General features: G+C 51.2%; 26 protein-coding genes. 6 read left to right on the top strand and 20 right to left on the bottom strand.

The annotated features are described in order from the left end of the window. Window positions 1-343 precede the first annotated feature (343 nt). On the top strand, window positions 344-898 hold the full coding sequence (locus tag ACVV26_RS02140) for a gamma carbonic anhydrase family protein (RefSeq protein WP_474799770.1): 555 nt from the start codon (window positions 344-346) through the stop codon (window positions 896-898). Here ACVV26_RS02140 and ACVV26_RS02135 read toward each other — a convergent pair. The 6 genes from ACVV26_RS02135 to dprA are packed head-to-tail and all read right to left on the bottom strand — an operon-like array spanning window position 874 to window position 4,659. Beyond that, window positions 874-1,131 carry a DUF1488 family protein gene (locus ACVV26_RS02135; protein WP_474799769.1) on the bottom strand — a complete coding sequence of 86 codons (258 nt, stop codon included), beginning with the start codon at window positions 1,129-1,131 and terminating at the stop codon, window positions 874-876. The genes ACVV26_RS02140 and ACVV26_RS02135 overlap by 25 nt on opposite strands. Continuing rightward, the gene (aroE, locus tag ACVV26_RS02130) at window positions 1,128-1,946 is read right to left on the bottom strand and encodes a shikimate dehydrogenase (RefSeq protein ID WP_474799767.1); all 819 of its coding nucleotides are present in this window, start codon (window positions 1,944-1,946) and stop codon (window positions 1,128-1,130) included. The genes ACVV26_RS02135 and aroE overlap by 4 nt, the downstream gene beginning before the upstream one ends. 4 nt (window positions 1,947-1,950) lie before the next feature. Continuing rightward, complete coding sequence (tsaC, locus tag ACVV26_RS02125; RefSeq protein ID WP_474799766.1) at window positions 1,951-2,523, bottom strand: L-threonylcarbamoyladenylate synthase type 1 TsaC; 573 nt, start codon at window positions 2,521-2,523, stop codon at window positions 1,951-1,953. Next, complete coding sequence (locus ACVV26_RS02120; protein WP_474799765.1) at window positions 2,516-3,067, bottom strand: DNA topoisomerase family protein; 552 nt, start codon at window positions 3,065-3,067, stop codon at window positions 2,516-2,518. The genes tsaC and ACVV26_RS02120 overlap by 8 nt, the downstream gene beginning before the upstream one ends. Before the next feature lie 25 nt (window positions 3,068-3,092). Then, the gene (gene smg / locus ACVV26_RS02115) at window positions 3,093-3,566 is read right to left on the bottom strand and encodes a DUF494 family protein Smg (RefSeq protein ID WP_474799764.1); all 474 of its coding nucleotides are present in this window, start codon (window positions 3,564-3,566) and stop codon (window positions 3,093-3,095) included. Beyond that, window positions 3,538-4,659, bottom strand: a complete 1,122-nt coding sequence (dprA, locus tag ACVV26_RS02110) for a DNA-protecting protein DprA (RefSeq protein WP_474799763.1) — start codon at window positions 4,657-4,659, stop codon at window positions 3,538-3,540. Before dprA ends, smg begins: the two co-directional genes overlap by 29 nt. 130 nt (window positions 4,660-4,789) lie before the next feature. Here dprA and def point away from each other — a divergent pair, with 130 nt between their 5' ends. The 5 genes from def (at window position 4,790) to mscL (ending at window position 9,584) form a co-directional block, all read left to right on the top strand. Next, on the top strand, window positions 4,790-5,296 hold the full coding sequence (gene def, locus ACVV26_RS02105) for a peptide deformylase (RefSeq protein WP_474799762.1): 507 nt from the start codon (window positions 4,790-4,792) through the stop codon (window positions 5,294-5,296). Between the two features lie 24 nt (window positions 5,297-5,320). Next, entirely contained in the window at window positions 5,321-6,268 is a 948-nt protein-coding gene (gene fmt, locus ACVV26_RS02100; RefSeq protein ID WP_474799761.1) for a methionyl-tRNA formyltransferase, read from the top strand. A 58-nt stretch (window positions 6,269-6,326) separates the two neighbouring features. Continuing rightward, a complete protein-coding gene (gene rsmB / locus ACVV26_RS02095) occupies window positions 6,327-7,619 on the top strand; it encodes a 16S rRNA (cytosine(967)-C(5))-methyltransferase RsmB (RefSeq protein ID WP_474799760.1) in 1,293 nt (430 codons plus the stop codon). A 35-nt stretch (window positions 7,620-7,654) separates the two neighbouring features. Continuing rightward, a complete protein-coding gene (trkA, locus tag ACVV26_RS02090; protein ID WP_474799759.1) occupies window positions 7,655-9,031 on the top strand; it encodes a Trk system potassium transporter TrkA in 1,377 nt (458 codons plus the stop codon). A 139-nt stretch (window positions 9,032-9,170) separates the two neighbouring features. Beyond that, a complete protein-coding gene (mscL, locus tag ACVV26_RS02085) occupies window positions 9,171-9,584 on the top strand; it encodes a large-conductance mechanosensitive channel protein MscL (protein ID WP_125295721.1) in 414 nt (137 codons plus the stop codon). On the opposite strand, the gene ACVV26_RS02080 is transcribed toward mscL, so the two are convergent. The 14 genes from ACVV26_RS02080 to rplR all read right to left on the bottom strand — a co-directional run bounded on the left by ACVV26_RS02080 (window position 9,585) and on the right by rplR (window position 16,724). Beyond that, a complete protein-coding gene (locus ACVV26_RS02080; RefSeq protein WP_474799758.1) occupies window positions 9,585-9,800 on the bottom strand; it encodes an alternative ribosome-rescue factor A in 216 nt (71 codons plus the stop codon). Between the two features lie 51 nt (window positions 9,801-9,851). Beyond that, complete coding sequence (zntR, locus tag ACVV26_RS02075; protein WP_474799757.1) at window positions 9,852-10,271, bottom strand: Zn(2+)-responsive transcriptional regulator; 420 nt, start codon at window positions 10,269-10,271, stop codon at window positions 9,852-9,854. Window positions 10,272-10,273: 2 nt separating this feature from the next. After that, the gene (locus tag ACVV26_RS02070) at window positions 10,274-10,642 is read right to left on the bottom strand and encodes a DnaJ family domain-containing protein (protein WP_474799756.1); all 369 of its coding nucleotides are present in this window, start codon (window positions 10,640-10,642) and stop codon (window positions 10,274-10,276) included. A 100-nt stretch (window positions 10,643-10,742) separates the two neighbouring features. Beyond that, the gene (gene rplQ / locus ACVV26_RS02065) at window positions 10,743-11,129 is read right to left on the bottom strand and encodes a 50S ribosomal protein L17 (RefSeq protein ID WP_001216372.1); all 387 of its coding nucleotides are present in this window, start codon (window positions 11,127-11,129) and stop codon (window positions 10,743-10,745) included. Window positions 11,130-11,169: 40 nt separating this feature from the next. Beyond that, on the bottom strand, window positions 11,170-12,159 hold the full coding sequence (locus ACVV26_RS02060) for a DNA-directed RNA polymerase subunit alpha (protein WP_002919219.1): 990 nt from the start codon (window positions 12,157-12,159) through the stop codon (window positions 11,170-11,172). A 25-nt stretch (window positions 12,160-12,184) separates the two neighbouring features. Then, window positions 12,185-12,805: a 30S ribosomal protein S4 gene (gene rpsD, locus ACVV26_RS02055; protein ID WP_474799755.1), complete on the bottom strand. Its 621-nt coding sequence runs from the start codon at window positions 12,803-12,805 to the stop codon at window positions 12,185-12,187. A gap of 31 nt (window positions 12,806-12,836) precedes the next feature. Next, window positions 12,837-13,226 carry a 30S ribosomal protein S11 gene (gene rpsK, locus ACVV26_RS02050; protein WP_002438687.1) on the bottom strand — a complete coding sequence of 130 codons (390 nt, stop codon included), beginning with the start codon at window positions 13,224-13,226 and terminating at the stop codon, window positions 12,837-12,839. A gap of 16 nt (window positions 13,227-13,242) precedes the next feature. Continuing rightward, the gene (rpsM, locus tag ACVV26_RS02045; protein WP_002438688.1) at window positions 13,243-13,599 is read right to left on the bottom strand and encodes a 30S ribosomal protein S13; all 357 of its coding nucleotides are present in this window, start codon (window positions 13,597-13,599) and stop codon (window positions 13,243-13,245) included. A gap of 147 nt (window positions 13,600-13,746) precedes the next feature. Continuing rightward, window positions 13,747-13,863 (bottom strand): 50S ribosomal protein L36, encoded by a 117-nt coding sequence (gene rpmJ, locus ACVV26_RS02040; RefSeq protein WP_000868187.1) that lies wholly within the window; start codon window positions 13,861-13,863, stop codon window positions 13,747-13,749. A gap of 30 nt (window positions 13,864-13,893) precedes the next feature. Beyond that, window positions 13,894-15,225, bottom strand: a complete 1,332-nt coding sequence (gene secY / locus ACVV26_RS02035) for a preprotein translocase subunit SecY (protein ID WP_125295717.1) — start codon at window positions 15,223-15,225, stop codon at window positions 13,894-13,896. Between the two features lie 7 nt (window positions 15,226-15,232). After that, entirely contained in the window at window positions 15,233-15,667 is a 435-nt protein-coding gene (gene rplO / locus ACVV26_RS02030; RefSeq protein WP_002438693.1) for a 50S ribosomal protein L15, read from the bottom strand. Window positions 15,668-15,670: 3 nt separating this feature from the next. Continuing rightward, a complete protein-coding gene (rpmD, locus tag ACVV26_RS02025; RefSeq protein ID WP_002438695.1) occupies window positions 15,671-15,850 on the bottom strand; it encodes a 50S ribosomal protein L30 in 180 nt (59 codons plus the stop codon). A gap of 5 nt (window positions 15,851-15,855) precedes the next feature. Further along, the gene (gene rpsE, locus ACVV26_RS02020) at window positions 15,856-16,356 is read right to left on the bottom strand and encodes a 30S ribosomal protein S5 (RefSeq protein WP_002438697.1); all 501 of its coding nucleotides are present in this window, start codon (window positions 16,354-16,356) and stop codon (window positions 15,856-15,858) included. 14 nt (window positions 16,357-16,370) lie between these two features. After that, window positions 16,371-16,724, bottom strand: coding sequence for a 50S ribosomal protein L18 (rplR, locus tag ACVV26_RS02015; protein WP_002438699.1), 354 nt, complete (start codon window positions 16,722-16,724; stop codon window positions 16,371-16,373). Window positions 16,725-16,733 lie beyond the last annotated feature (9 nt).

Genomic DNA, 16,733 nt, shown 5'->3' with positions numbered 1-16,733 from the left:
ATTGTTAAAGAGCAGTTGCGACGCAGCTTTCAGCTCACTGTCGCGAGGTGGCGTATATTACGCTTTCCTCTTTCAGAGTCAACCCTGAATTTCAGGATTTTTCTCTTTGTTGTTCTGACTGTTGCTGTGAAGCATTTCACATTGTCGTCTCAACGGAGGCGCATTATAGGGTTCCCATTTTTTTGCACAAGCCTTTTTTCGATCTTTTATTTCGATCGCTGTTTTTTCATGCTTTTCGCTGCGATCGCATACGATCTGCTTAAAAAATGATACCGTTTTGCCTTGCTTACCCTTCGTAATGCGGCCAAAGTTCCTTTCACAGTCTTTGATTGATGAGGTTTTTATGTCTGCAGTACTGCGTCCTTATAAAGATACCTTTCCCAAACGCGGCCACCGCGTCATGGTCGATTCATCGAGCGTGGTGATTGGCGATGTACGTATTGCCGATGACGTCGGCATCTGGCCGCTGGTTGCAATGCGCGGCGACGTGCATTTTATTGAGATTGGCGCGCGCACTAATATTCAGGATGGAAGCGTGCTTCATGTCACGCATAAGTCATCTTATAACCCGCAAGGGAATCCATTAGTTATTGGCGAAGACGTCACGGTAGGCCATAAAGTGATGCTGCACGGCTGCACCATCGGCAATCGCGTGCTGGTAGGAATGGGCTCTATTGTATTAGATGGCGCGGTAGTAGAAGACGATGTGATGATTGGCGCAGGCAGTCTGGTTCCGCAAAACAGGCGACTGGAGAGCGGTTACTTGTATCTGGGAAGCCCGGTCAAACAAATTCGCCCGCTCTCAGATGCTGAGATACAGGGCTTAGTCTATTCCGCTAATAACTACGTGAAATGGAAAGACGAGTATCTGGATCAAGAAAGCCAAAACCAGCCCTGAGCATCATCGAGCCCTTCAGCAATAAGGGGCTCGAGTTCTTCTTCCAAATCCCAACGGTGTTGGCGAAACCGTTCCAGCCAGTCTGAAGGCGTTTCACCGCCAAAGCGCCTGGCCAGTGTCCCGGCAGATATTGCGCAGTTCACCTGAAACCCACCTGTCAGGGCCGGAAAGCACACTGCACACAACTCTTCATTCCACTGTTCAACATCCGGAAACTGGATCGCCTGATTCATGCCGCCATTTCCTGCTTGAGACGTTCAATTACCGGGACCACATCCGGCATCTGTCCATGCCAAAGCATAAAAGCATGCGCCGCCTGGCCCACCAGCATACCCAACCCATCGGCCATACTGTGCGCACCCAGCGACTCGCACCAGCTTAGGAAAGGCGTACGCCCATGTTGATAGAACATGTCATAACAATGAACGCTGGCGTGAATAAGTGAAGCCGGGATCCCCGGCAGATCGCCAGAAAGCCCGCAGGATGTGGCGTTCACAATAAGCTCGAACTCATGCCCTTCAAGCGCGTCGCCCGCCAACGCAGCCACACTGCCGGTATGACTGAAAAGCGTGGCTAATTGCTCAGCGCGGGACACCGTCCGGTTAGTTATTGTCACCGCGCAGTCTAAAGAAAGCAGTGGAAGCAAGACGCCCCGGGCCGCGCCACCTGCGCCAATTAATAACACGCGCGCGCCAGGCTTAATCATTTTCAGACGCTCTAAATCACTTAGCAGGCCGATGCCGTCCGTGTTATCGCCAAGCAAACGACCATCTTCAAGACGTTTAAGGGTATTCACCGCTCCCGCCAGCGAAGCGCGTTCGGTGAGTTGGTCAGCGCACCCAAATGCTTCTTCTTTGAAGGGAACCGTGACGTTAGCCCCCTTGCCACCTGCCTGAAAAAAAGCATCCAGCGTAGGGATAAACCCATCAAGCGGGGCAAGAACCCGGCCATAAGGATGTTCAATCTGGAGTTGCTGTGCAAAGAGCTGATGAATAAAAGGCGATTTGCTGTGGGCAACAGGGTTGCCGAATACCGCATAAGTTTCCATTACATCACCCCTCACGAAAAAGTTCGCCCGTCAGCGCATCGCAGATCTCTGAAGGATTAACGCGTCCGCCCGTTGCGCCATCCAGCACAGGGAAATCATGACCAAATTGTAGCCGGACTTCCTGAGTGCTACGGCACGGCGGTAAACCGGTTAAGTTAGCACTGGTTGACACTAACGGTTTACCAAACGCTTCACACAGCGCAATTACCAACGGGTGATCGGTTACGCGCACGGCCAGCGTCTCAAAACGACCGGTAAGCCAGCGCGGCGTCGTCTTTTTGGCAGGAAAGACAAAGGTTACAGGGCCTGGCCACCGGGCAAAAACAGCGTCGCGCTGCTCTGCAGTCAAGGCGGCGTCATCAATATAAGGCATGAGTTGGTCGAAACGGGAGGCGATGAGAATTAGTCCCTTTTCCACTGGGCGCTGCTTGAGCGCCAGCAGTCGATTGACCGCAATTTCACTGTCGGGATCGCAGCCTACGCCGAACACAGCTTCGGTAGGATAGGCAATAACTAGTTGTTTTTTCAGGACCTCAACGAGCGATTCGATTGAGTCCGCAGGCAGGTTTTTATTCACTTTTTTCCGCCGTCACCGGCTTTCCACATTGTTTACTGGCGCAACAGAGCTTAGCCCCTTGCGCGGTTTTCTTTTCTATTAGCAGCGGGTAGCCGCATTGCGGGCAAACACCCGCAACGGGTTTAGCATTAAGGACGAACTGGCATTCCGGATAGCGATCGCAGGAATGAAAGGTCTTGCCATAACGGGAGCGGCGCTGAACCAGATGGCCTTCCTGGCACTGCGGACAGCTAATCGCCGTCTCGTCAGGCTTATCAATTTGTTCGGTATGGTCGCATTCCGGATAGCGGCTACAGCCGATAAACATACCGAAGCGGCCCTGACGTAGCGCCAGTTCCGCGTTGCACTGAGGGCAAAACTTACCCTCCAGAATTTTAATAATATGTCCATCCGCCTGATTACGCAGGGGACGGACATAATCACATTCCGGATAGTGAGAACAACCGAGAAAAGGTCCGTGTTTCCCGGTTCGAATAACCAGATCGGCCCCGCACTGCGGGCAGGGCTCTTGTTGGCGCACAGAAAAGAGTGCCGATTTTGTCATAACGACTTATTTCGCTGCATAGATGTCAGTGCAGCATACCTTCATTCACTTCGAAGAGTAATTCTTCCATTTGTTGATACGCATTTTCACAGCCCGGAAGGTTGAACAACACCATCAATACCACCCACTTAAGATCCTCCAGATCAAAATCGACCGTATCAAGAGCAAGTACGCGTTCAATCACCATTTCACGGGTTTCGAGGTTCAGCACCTGAATTTGTTCCAGGAACAACAGGAATCCCCGGCAGCTGGCATCCAGTCTCTGACACTCTTCGGCGGTATAAATACGCATCGAAAGCGGGTCAGAAGCCAACTGCATCGGTTCAACCAGACCATCCTGATAATCAGCGAGTTTTTCTAACCACAGGAGCGCGTTATAAATATCTTCACGCTCAAAGCCAGCATCAGTAAGGTCGCGAGTGATTATATCCTGATCGACGCGCACTTCGGCGTCGTTGTGGATATATGTCTCAAACAAATACATTAGTACGTCGAACATGGCCTGCCCTCCTTAATCGGACATAGCCGCCGGGTACAGCTGCGATCCATCCTGCTAACTCCAGTTCGAGTAATTGGGTTACTGTCTCTGGCACAGGTTGGCCGGCACGTTCAGCGACGACGTCAACAGGTGTAACCTCATCTCCTACGTTAGCCAACAGCTCGGGAAATGGCAATGTACCCTCCTCTTCATTTGGTGAATAATTTGCGACTTTCACAGAAGAGAGCCACTGGAGATCGCTTTGCAAATGTGCAAGTATCTCCTCTGGCGAGGTGATCAGTGTAGCGCCCTGCTGAATCAGCCAGTGCGGGCCCGTTGCACCAGGATTGCCAAGCGAGCCCGGCAGCGCGAACACTTCCCGGCCCTGCTCCAGCGCACAGCGCGCTGTAACCAGCGAACCGCTGCGCTGCGTCGCCTCAACCACCAGCACACCGTGGCTTAACCCGCTAATAATACGGTTCCGTCTGGGAAAATTACTTTGCCAGGGCTTCATGGTGAGCGGGAATTCGCTGACCAATGCGCCACCCCTGGCAATAATCTCCTCAGCTAAACGCTTATGCCTTTTTGGATAGAGTTGTTCAAGGCCGCTTCCCAGCACGGCAATGGTTGTTCCCTGCATGCTTAATGCCGCACGATGGGCGACACCATCAATCCCTACTGCCAGACCACTGGTAATCGTCATGCCAAGCTTTGCCAACATCTCACAGAAATATCGCCCCCAATGTTCGCCGTACCATGAATGCGCACGGCTCCCTACCACTGCGAGCTGTGGCGATGTTAACGCATCAATATTGCCCGCAATCAACAGTGCGCCGGGAAACCAGTCAATAGCCCTGAGCAGTGGGGGGTACTGAGGCATATCTGCAGTTAACAAGCAGTGCTCAGGCTGTTCGAGCCAACGCAGAGCATGTTCAATGTCAGCCATGCTGACCGATAAAAACTGCTTTATTTGCGAGGCCGTTAACGGGACGGCAGCCAGAGCCGATGCAGGGTCAGAAGGGCTACACTGCAGATATTTCACAACCGTTAGCATCTGTTCGCCATTCAGGCTGGTAACAGCCATCAAGCGCAACCAAATCTCAGTAAGCGGCATCGTTTTCCCCTGCCATTAACCCATTCAGGCAATCCCTGCGATTGGTTACGGATGCTGTCAATCAAGGGGGGTTTTGTCTAGAATAGGGATAATGATCTTTATCAACTCTTGAACACAGCTCTGGATAAATATGTCAGTTTTGCAGGTATTACATTTCCCGGACGAGCGTCTTCGCAAAGTCGCTGAACCGGTCAAAGAAGTGAATGCGGAAATTCAACGTATCGTGGATGATATGTTCGAAACGATGTACGCAGAAGAAGGTATTGGCCTGGCGGCCACTCAGGTCGATATTCATCAACGGATTATCGTGATTGACGTTTCTGAGAATCGAGATGAGCGTCTGGTGCTTATCAACCCGGAACTGCTGGAAAAACACGGCGAGACCGGTATTGAAGAGGGATGTTTATCTATTCCTGAGCAGAGAGCCCTGGTACCACGCGCTGAGACCGTAAAAATCCGTGCGCTCGACCGCGACGGTAATAGCTATGAATTAGCAGCCGATGGCTTGCTGGCGATTTGTATTCAACATGAAATGGACCACCTGGTCGGCAAACTTTTTGTTGATTACCTCTCACCGATGAAGCGCCAGCGTATTCGCCAGAAAGTTGAAAAGCTCGATCGTTTAAACGGGCGTTAAGCCTTTAGCAAAACAGGGAATATCGTGTCCGATTCATTACGTATCATCTTTGCAGGTACGCCTGATTTCGCAGCGCGCCATCTCGCTGCGCTGCTTGCCGCGAACTATAACGTGGTGGGAGTTTTTACTCAGCCTGACCGCCCGGCGGGGCGCGGTAAAAAGCTTATGCCCTCCCCGGTGAAAATCCTGGCGGAAGAGCATGGCCTCCCTGTTTTTCAGCCTGTTTCACTTCGCCCGGCAGACAACCAGCAACTTATTGCAGATTTGAACGCCGATATTATGGTTGTGGTGGCTTATGGGTTAATCCTGCCAAAAGCCGTGCTGGAGATGCCCCGGCTGGGCTGCATCAACGTTCATGGTTCTTTACTGCCCCGCTGGCGCGGCGCGGCGCCGATCCAACGCTCCCTGTGGGCAGGTGATAACGAAACCGGCGTGACCATTATGCAGATGGATGTGGGCCTGGATACTGGCGATATGCTGTACAAACTGGCCTGTCCCATCACGGCGGATGACACCAGCGCCTCCCTGTATGACAAACTGGCTGAGCTTGGTCCGCAAGGGCTTATCGAAACGCTGGAACAGATTGCCAACGGTAAGGCCAAACCTGAAGTGCAAGACGAATCGCGGGTCACCTATGCGGAAAAACTGAGTAAAGAAGAAGCCCAGCTCGACTGGTCACTCTCTGCCGCTCAGTTAGAACGCTGCATTCGCGCCTTTAACCCGTGGCCAATGAGTTTCTTTATGATGGACGAACAGCCGGTAAAAGTCTGGAAAGCCAGCGTAATTGACACAGCGGCGAATGCTGAGCCCGGCACCATCCTGTCGGCAGATAAGCAAGGCATCCAGGTTGCGACGGCACAAGGTGTGCTGAATATTGAAGAATTGCAGCCAGCCGGTAAAAAGGCCATGAAAGCGCAGGATTTGCTGAACTCCCGTAAAGCGTTTTTTGCGCCTGGCAACAGGCTTGCCTGAACCTCTCTCTTTTTAGCGCCCGGATTTTCCGGGCCTTTTTATTTTAATGACCGTAACTATGAACAAATCACCGAATATTCGCAGCCTGGCGGCGCAAGCCATTGAGCAAGTGGTCGAGAAAGGCCAGTCGTTAAGCAATGTGCTGCCCGTCTTGCAGCAGAAAGTGCCGGAAAAAGATAAAGCCCTGCTTCAGGAGCTTTGCTTTGGTGTGTTGCGTACCCTTTCACAGCTTGAGTGGTTTATCGGCAAATTAATGTCGCGTCCGATGACCGGCAAGCAGCGCACCGTCCACTATTTGATTATGGTGGGCCTGTATCAGTTGCTGTATACCCGTATTCCTCCTCATGCGGCGCTGGCCGAAACGGTGGAAGGCGCAGTCGTTATTAAACGCCCTCAATTAAAAGGGCTGATTAACGGTGTATTGAGAGAATTTCAACGCCAGCAGGAAACGTTGCTTGGCGAATTTGCCACACAAGATAGCCGTTTCTTGCATCCATCATGGCTGGTCAAACGGCTACGCGCCGCTTATGCCACGCAATGGGAAGCGATCCTGGAGGCAAATAATCAGCGCCCGCCCATGTGGCTGCGGGTGAATCGCCAACACCACAGCCGCGATGCCTGGCTTGCCATGCTGGAAGAAAGCGGTATTCAGGGCTTTGCGCATCCGGATTATCCAGACGCGGTACGTCTGGAAACGCCAACCTCGGTTCATGCGCTCCCCGGCTTCGAAGAGGGTTGGGTGACGGTGCAGGATGCCTCCGCGCAAGGGTGTATTCCTCTACTCAACCCGCAGAACGGTGAAGAGATTTTAGATCTCTGCGCAGCTCCGGGCGGGAAGACTACGCATATACTGGAAGCAGCCCCTCAGGCCACTGTGCTGGCCGTCGATATTGATGAGCAGCGCCTGAGCCGCGTTTATGAAAACTTAAAACGTCTGGGAATGAAGGCGACGGTCAAACAGGGCGATGGTCGATATCCGCAACAGTGGGCCGAAGGTAAACAGTTCGATCGAATATTGCTGGATGCGCCATGCTCCGCAACCGGCGTGATCCGCCGTCATCCGGATATTAAATGGCTACGTCGCGATCGGGATATCCCCGAACTGGCTGAACTCCAGTCGCAAATTCTGGATGCTGTCTGGCCGCTGCTCAAGCCCGGCGGTACGCTGGTTTACGCAACCTGTTCGGTTCTTCCTGAAGAGAACACGCAGCAGGTCGCTGCATTCCTGAAACGCACGCCTGACGCCCAGATTGCCGAAACCGGTACGCCCGACTCGCCGGGCATTCAGAACTTGCCGGCCAGCACAGAAGGCGACGGCTTTTTTTACGCTAAGCTTGTGAAGCAAGGCTAAGGTCATTTTCAACTGAGTCTGAGAAGCGAAAGACGATGAAAATAATCATTCTGGGCGCGGGTCAGGTGGGTGGAACCCTGGCGGAAAACCTGGTAGGCGAAAACAACGACATCACGTTGGTTGATACCAATGGCGACCGCCTGCGCACCTTGCAGGACAAGTTCGATTTACGCGTGGTACAAGGCCACGGCTCGCATCCTCGTGTACTACGCGAAGCGGGCGCTGATGATGCAGATATGCTAGTTGCCGTAACTAGCTCCGATGAAACCAATATGGTGGCCTGCCAGGTGGCTTACTCGCTATTCAACACGCCTAACCGTATTGCCCGCATCCGGGCTCCGGACTATGTGCGTGACGCCGAAAAGCTGTTTAATTCAGAAGCGGTGCCTATCGATCACCTTATCGCCCCCGAGCAGTTGGTTATCGATAATATTTACCGTCTGATTGAGTACCCAGGTGCGCTACAGGTAGTGAACTTCGCCGAAGGGAAGGTCAGCCTGGCGGTGGTAAAAGCCTATTATGGCGGTCCGCTGGTCGGCAATGCGCTGTCTACTATGCGCGAACATATGCCGCATATCGATACCCGCGTGGCGGCGATATTCCGTCACGATCGTCCTATACGTCCGCAAGGCTCAACCATTGTAGAAGCCGGTGATGAAGTGTTCTTCATTGCGGCATCGCAGCATATTCGGGCGGTAATGAGCGAGCTACAGCGTCTGGAAAAACCCTACAAGCGCATTATGCTGGTTGGCGGCGGGAATATCGGTGCAGGTCTCGCGCATCGTCTGGAAAAAGACTACAGCGTAAAGCTGATTGAACGTAACCAGCAACGCGCCGCAGAGCTTGCCGAAAAATTACAGAATACCATTGTGTTTTACGGCGACGCGTCGGATCAGGAACTGCTTGCTGAAGAGCATATCGATCAAGTTGATCTATTTATTGCTGTCACTAACGATGACGAAGCCAACATCATGTCCGCCATGCTCGCGAAACGCATGGGCGCAAAAAAGGTCATGGTGCTAATTCAGCGACGCGCTTACGTTGACCTGGTTCAGGGAAGCGTTATTGATATCGCTATTTCTCCCCAGCAGGCCACCATTTCCGCTCTTTTGGGCCATGTGCGTAAAGCCGATATCGTCAGCGTATCATCATTACGCCGTGGCGTAGCGGAGGCAATTGAAGCTGTGGCGCACGGCGATGAGAGTACGTCTCGCGTCGTTGGGCGAGTAATTGACGAGATTAAACTTCCTCCCGGTACCATTATTGGGGCAGTCGTACGCGGCAATGACGTGATGATCGCCAATAATACTTTGCGTATCGAACAGGGCGATCACGTCATCATGTTCCTGACGGATAAAAAGTTTGTCTCTGACGTTGAGCGTTTATTCCAGCCGAGTCCATTCTTCCTTTAATACCTATGCGGAGCAATTCCGCTGGGTATTTTTCCGCTTTGATATTGTGGATATTGTGTGAAAACAATTACTTCGCATCAATGGCAAACGATGAAGTCTTTGTTAGACTTATGAAGCTAGCCCAGATAAGGAGAATAAAATGAGTATGTTAAAAGAGTTCCGCGAATTCGCGATGCGCGGAAATGTGGTTGATTTGGCAGTGGGTGTAATTATTGGTGCGGCATTCGGGAAAATTGTTTCTTCGTTGGTTGCCGATATTATTATGCCGCCGCTGGGCTTACTGATCGGGGGTATTGATTTTAAGCAGTTCGCCCTTACCCTGCGCCCGGCAGTGGGTGATACGCCTGCTGTAGTCATGCATTACGGGGTGTTCATTCAGAATGTCTTTGATTTCATCATCGTAGCCTTCGCTATCTTTATGGCTATCAAACTCATTAATAAACTGAACCGTAAGAAAAAAGAAGAACCGAAGGCACCGCCTGCGCCAACTAAAGAAGAAGTTCTCCTGACAGAAATTCGCGATATTTTGAAACAACAGAAAGAACGTATTTAATTAACGCCAGGAAAGCAGAAGGCCAGTGGAAAATAAGCTGTTAGCTTGTTTACCACTGGCCTCCCAGTTACCCCGCCCTTTGTGTTTTCCTTTTCTTTGATAGCTTCCTTTGCCTTTTACATTTTTCTCGACGCGTTGTCTGAATAACGGATCGTGTAACAGTGCTTCGAGTGCATTCTCTTTAATCTGCCCCCGGGTATGCTTATAACTGCTCATGACTCTCTCCTTTGGAATGTGCCGCGAGTGTAATACTCACTGATTGAAAAATCAACGCGCCGGGCCATTTGCGCCCTGCTCCAGCGCTTCCAGAATAGAACAATAGACGCTGCTATGGGCTGTGCCGCAGCAAGTTGCGTTTAACCGCTGTAACGACACGCGCATAAGCTCAAGCTCATGAATTTTTTCTTCGACTTCATGGAGTCTTGCCTGCACGATCCCTTTAGATTCCTGGCAGGTATGATGTTCGGGATCGATGCGGATCGACAGCAGCTCACGAATGGATTCCAACGTGAAACCCAGTTGGCGGGCATAACGAATAAACTTCAGCCGCTGTAAATCGTTTTCACTGTATAACCGGAACCCACCTTCAGTACGAATTTCATGATCCATCATCTGCCGCTTTTCATAAAAGCGGATCGTATCGGGCGTGACCTCAGCCAGCTTCGCTAACTCACCAATTTTATACATGGTTACTCCTTAGCAAGTTTTTCCTCGATGGATAATCCATAGGATGTACGGAGAAAGTCGGTATTCATACCCGCCTGACGCAGCTTCATTTCCAGCAACAGCAATTGCTTTTTTAACGCGGCATATTCTGGCTGTTCGGGGTTAAGGCTGTGAAGTAGCTCAGAGAGTTCAACCGCTTCTTTACGCTGTAGCAGTTCAGGAGGCAAAAACCCCGAATTCTTCAGAAGCCGATATCCTGCACGCAGGTCCGGCGGCACGTGAGTGTCGTCATCCAGCACCAGTTTCTGGCCTGTTCCGGGAAGGTTATCCAGTTCGCCTTTATTTTGGGCTTCCAGAATTCGTTGCTCAGCCCATTGATCGATTAACCACATTGCGCTGTTCCGGGCTTTGGAAAAGAAATGAATTATAACAGGTGAGAATGAGTGGATATAAAAAAACCCGCCGAGGCGGGTTTTTTTACGATACTACAGATTACTCTGCAGCAGCTTCTGCTTTCGACTCAGAGCGATCAACCAGCTCGATGTATGCCATCGGCGCGTTGTCGCCTGCACGGAAGCCACACTTCAGAATGCGAGTGTAACCACCGGCGCGGCTCGCGAAACGCGGGCCCAGCTCGTTAAACAGTTTTGCTACGATCTCGTTATCACGAGTGCGGGCGAATGCCAGACGACGATTAGCAACGCTATCAGTCTTGGCAAGAGTAATCAGCGGCTCAACTACGCGACGCAGCTCTTTCGCTTTAGGCAGGGTCGTCTTGATGATCTCATGACGAACCAGAGAACCTGCCATGTTGCGGAACATAGCCTGGCGATGGCTGCTGTTGCGGTTCAGTTGACGACCACTCTTACGATGGCGCATGACCTTATCCTTCTCAGTAAAACCTTAACCTGTGATCCGGTTACTCGTCAGCAATGCTTGCCGGCGGCCAGTTTTCCAGGCGCATGCCCAGAGACAGACCACGGGAGGCCAGCACGTCTTTAATCTCAGTAAGAGATTTTTTACCCAGGTTCGGCGTTTTCAGCAACTCAACCTCGGTACGCTGTACCAGATCACCGATATAGTGGATAGCTTCTGCCTTGAGGCAGTTAGCAGAGCGGACAGTCAATTCCAGATCGTCAACAGGGCGCAGCAGGATCGGATCGAATTCTGGTTTTTCTTCTTTCACTTCCGGCTGACGTACATCACGTAAGTCAACGAAAGCTTCCAGTTGTTCAGCCAGAATGGTCGCCGCACGACGAATCGCCTCTTCAGGATCGATTGTGCCGTTGGTTTCCATTTCGATGACCAGCTTGTCCAGGTCGGTACGCTGTTCTACACGCGCTGCTTCAACATTGTAGGCAATACGCTCTACAGGGCTATAGCATGCGTCGACCAGCAGACGGCCGATTGGGCGCTCATCTTCTTCCGAATGAATTCGGGCAGAAGCCGGCACATAACCACGACCGCGCTGAACTTTGATACGCATGCTAATAGCTGCGTTTTCATCGGTCAGGTGGCAGATCACGTGCTGCGGCTTGACGATTTCGACATCTCCATCATGGGTGATATCGGCTGCAGTCACAGGGCCAATGCCAGATTTATTCAGGGTAAGGATAACTTCATCTTTACCTTGAACTCTTACCGCCAGCCCTTTCAGGTTAAGCAGGATTTCCAGGATATCTTCCTGAACACCTTCTTTGGTGCTGTACTCGTGCAGTACACCATCAATCTCAACCTCAGTCACCGCGCAACCCGGCATCGATGAAAGCAGAATACGGCGCAGTGCGTTACCCAGAGTATGGCCAAAGCCACGCTCTAAAGGCTCAAGGGTCACCTTGGCGTGCGTCGAACTCACTTGCTCGATATCTACCAGGCGCGGTTTTAGAAACTCTGTCACAGAACCCTGCATTGTGTCCTCTCTTTGGTACTAAGCTTTACTTGGAGTAAAGCTCGACGATCAGGTGTTCGTTAATGTCCGCAGACAGATCAGAACGCTCAGGCTTACGCTTAAACGTACCTTCCATCTTGCCACCATCAACTTCCAGCCAAGTTGGCTTTTCACGCTGCTCAGCCAGCTCCAGAGCTGCTTTCACGCGAGATTGCTTTTTCGCTTTCTCACGAATGCTGATTACGTCGTTCGGGCTAACCTGATAAGAAGCGATGTTAACAACACGACCGTTTACCATGATAGCTTTATGGCTAACCAGCTGACGTGCTTCAGCACGAGTAGCGCCAAAACCCATACGGTATACAACGTTGTCCAGACGACCTTCCAGCAGAGCTAACAGGTTTTCACCGGTGTTGCCTTTCAGACGTGCTGCTTCTTTATAGTAGTTACGGAACTGACGCTCCAGCACACCGTAGATACGGCGAACTTTTTGCTTTTCACGCAACTGCACACCATAGTCAGACAGACGCGGTTTACGCGCACCGTGCTGGCCAGGAGCTTGTTCAATTTTACACTTGGTATCGATCGCGCGAACGCCAGACTTCAGGAATAAGTCTGTACCCTCGCGACGGCTCAGCTTGAGCTTAGGACCCAAATATCTTGCCATTTTCTTTCTCCAACATTCCTAAAAACGAGCGTTATACGCGACGTTTTTTCGGCGGACGACAACCGTTGTGAGGGATCGGAGTCACATCAGTAATATTAGTGATGCGGAAACCAGCGGCGTTCAGAGCACGAATGGTAGATTCGCGACCCGGACCCGGTCCCTTAACCATAACTTCCAGGTTCTTGATACCGTATTCTTTCACGGCTTCTGCGCAACGCTCTGCTGCAACCTGAGCTGCAAACGGAGTGGATTTGCGAGAACCACGGAAACCGGAACCACCGGCAGTTGCCCAACCCAACGCGTTACCTTGACGATCGGTAATAGTCACGATGGTGTTGTTGAAAGAAGCATGGACATGAGCCACGCCGTCAGAGACTTGTTTTCTTACACGTTTACGTGCACGAATTGGTGCCTTTGCCATTATTCAATCACCCCGATTATTTCTTGATCGGTTTGCGCGGACCCTTACGGGTACGTGCGTTGGTCTTGGTACGCTGACCGCGAACCGGGAGACCACGACGATGACGCAAACCGCGATAGCAACCAAGGTCCATCAGACGCTTGATGCTCATGCTCACTTCACGGCGCAGATCACCTTCAACGACAAATTTGGCAACTTCGTCACGCAGCGTGTCGATTTGTTCTTCAGACAGCTCACTGATCTTAACATCTTCAGCGATACCCGCAGCGGCGCAGATGGCCTTGGAGCGAGTCTTGCCGACACCGTAGATCGACGTTAACGCGATCACGGTATGTTTCTGATCAGGAATGTTAATGCCTGCTATACGGGCCACTATGCACTCCTACTATTTAATTATGCGCCCCATGCTGAAAAGCCCGTTTTCAGGATACTCAAATGGAAAACGCATAGACATACAAAAGATTGGCTGGCTAATCTAGCCAGCTCAACCCAACTTTGCAAGAAAAATATGCGAGATAAATCAGCCTTGACGCTGTTTATGCTTCGGCTCGGCACTGCAAATCACGCGGATGACGCCATCACGCTTAACGATTTTGCAGTTACGGCATAATTTCTTGACGGAAGCACGAACTTTCATTTTTACTCTCCGTAACTTCTTAAGCGACCATTAACGGCCATAGCCTTTGAGGTTCGCTTTCTTCAATGCAGACTCGTACTGACTGGACATCATCAGAGTTTGCACTTGAGCCATAAAGTCCATAATGACGACAACAACGATTAGCAGTGAGGTCCCACCGAAGTAGAACGGCACTTTCATTGCATCACGCATGAACTCCGGGATCAGGCAGATAAAAGTAATATAAAGCGCGCCAACTAAAGTCAGGCGAGTCATTACTTTATCGATATACTTCGCCGTTTGCTCTCCCGGACGAATTCCTGGTACAAATGCACCGGACTTCTTCAGGTTATCAGCTGTTTCTCTCGGGTTGAAAACCAACGCGGTATAGAAGAAACAGAAGAAGATGATTGCAGACGCATAGAGTAACACATAAAGCGGTTGCCCAGGCTGCAAATACAGCGAAATTGTTGTCAGCCAGTTCCAACCGGTACCGCCCCCGAACCATGACGCGATGGTCGCCGGGAACAGAATAATACTGGAAGCGAAAATTGCCGGGATAACCCCCGCCATATTCACTTTCAGCGGTAAATGTGTGCTCTGTGCAGCATAGACACGACGACCTTGTTGACGCTTCGCATAGTTCACCACAATGCGGCGTTGACCACGCTCTACGAAAACAACAAAGAAGGTCACTGCAAATACTAATACTGCAACCAACAGCAACAGGAGGAAGTGCAGGTCGCCTTGACGCGCTTGCTCAATCGTATGGCCAATGGCTGGCGGGAGGCCCGCAACGATACCAGCGAAGATAATGATTGAGATACCGTTACCGATACCACGCTCAGTAATCTGTTCGCCGAGCCACATCAGGAACATCGTCCCTGTAACCAGACTTACAACAGCGGTGAAGTAGAACGCAAAGCCTGGGTTAATAACCAGGCCCTGCATTCCAGGCATATTCGGCAGACCGGTAGCAATACCGATCGACTGAAATATTGCCAACACCAACGTACCGTAACGGGTGTACTGGCTAATCTTACGACGACCAGACTCCCCTTCTTTCTTAAGCTCTGCCAGGGCCGGATGAACGACCGTTAACAGCTGGATAATAATGGATGCCGAAATATACGGCATAATACCCAAAGCAAAGATTGAAGCTCGGCTAAGAGCACCACCAGAGAACATGTTGAACATTTCAATGATGGTGCCACGCTGTTGATCAAGCAGTTTGGCAAGTACAGCGGCATCAATACCAGGGATCGGAATAAAAGAGCCAATACGGAACACAATCAGCGCACCGATAACAAACAGCAGTCTGCGTTTCAGTTCGCCAAGACCACCTTTGGCACTTTGAAAATCTAATCCCGGTTGTTTAGCCATCTGCTACTTATTCCTCAGTTTTACCGCCAGCAGCTTCGATAGCAGCACGAGCGCCTTTAGTAACACGCAGACCGCGTACAGTTACCGGACGAGTTACCTCGCCAGACAGGATCACTTTCGCGAACTCGATCTGGATACCGATAATGTTTGCAGCTTTCAGCGTGTTCAGGTCAACGACATCGCCTTCTACTTTAGCCAGGTCAGACAGACGAACTTCTGCAGTGACCATTGCTTTACGAGAAGTAAAACCGAATTTCGGCAGACGACGGTATAACGGCATCTGACCACCTTCGAAACCGCGACGTACGCCACCGCCAGAACGAGAGTTCTGACCTTTGTGACCACGACCACCGGTTTTACCGAGGCCAGAACCGATACCACGACCCAGACGCTTGGAAGCGTGCTTAGACCCTTCGGCCGGAGACAGAGTATTTAAACGCATCTCTTACTCCTCAACTTTAACCATGTAGGAAATCGCGTTAACCATACCGCGTACAGCAGGAGTATCCTCGCGCTCTACGGTGTGGCCAATACGACGCAGACCCAGGCCAAGCAGCGTTGCCTTGTGTTTCGGCAGACGACCGATTGCACTGCGGGTTTGAGTAATTTTAATAGTCTTTGCCATGGTCATTACCCCAGAATTTCTTCAACGGATTTACCACGCTTGGCAGCGACCATTTCTGGAGAATTCATATTTTCCAGGCCATCGATAGTTGCACGAACCACGTTAATCGGGTTGGTGGAACCGTACGCTTTAGCCAGTACGTTATGAACTCCAGCGACTTCCAGAACGGCGCGCATTGCACCACCGGCGATGATACCGGTACCTTCGGAAGCCGGCTGCATGAATACACGAGAACCCGTGTGAACACCTTTAACCGGGTGCTGCAGGGTGCCGTGGTTCAGCGCGACGTTAATCATATTGCGACGAGCTTTTTCCATCGCTTTCTGGATGGCTGCCGGAACTTCGCGTGCTTTACCGTAACCAAAACCAACGCGACCGTTACCATCGCCTACTACAGTCAGAGCTGTGAAGGAGAAAATACGACCACCTTTTACGGTTTTAGATACGCGGTTAACCGCGATCAGCTTTTCCTGCAGTTCGCCAGCTTGTTTTTCGATGTGAGCCATCTTACACCTCTACCTTAGAACTGAAGGCCAGCTTCACGGGCAGCATCTGCCAGTGCCTGGACACGACCATGATATTGGAAACCAGAACGGTCAAAGGAAACTTCTTTGATACCTTTTTCCAGAGCGCGTTCAGCAACTGCTTTACCAACAGCAGCAGCAGCGTCTTTGTTCCCAGTGTACTTCAGTTGTTCAGTGATAGCTTTTTCAACAGTAGAAGCTGCTACCAGAACTTCAGAACCATTCGGTGCAATTACCTGTGCGTAAATATGACGCGGGGTACGATGTACCACCAGGCGAGTTGCACCCAGCTCTTTGAGCTTGCGGCGTGCGCGGGTCGCACGACGGATACGAGCAGATTTCTTATCCATAGTGTTACC

This window comes from Atlantibacter sp. MEI4A-1023, from assembly GCF_056155425.1.
This window is presented reverse-complemented; position numbering and strand designations above follow the sequence as displayed.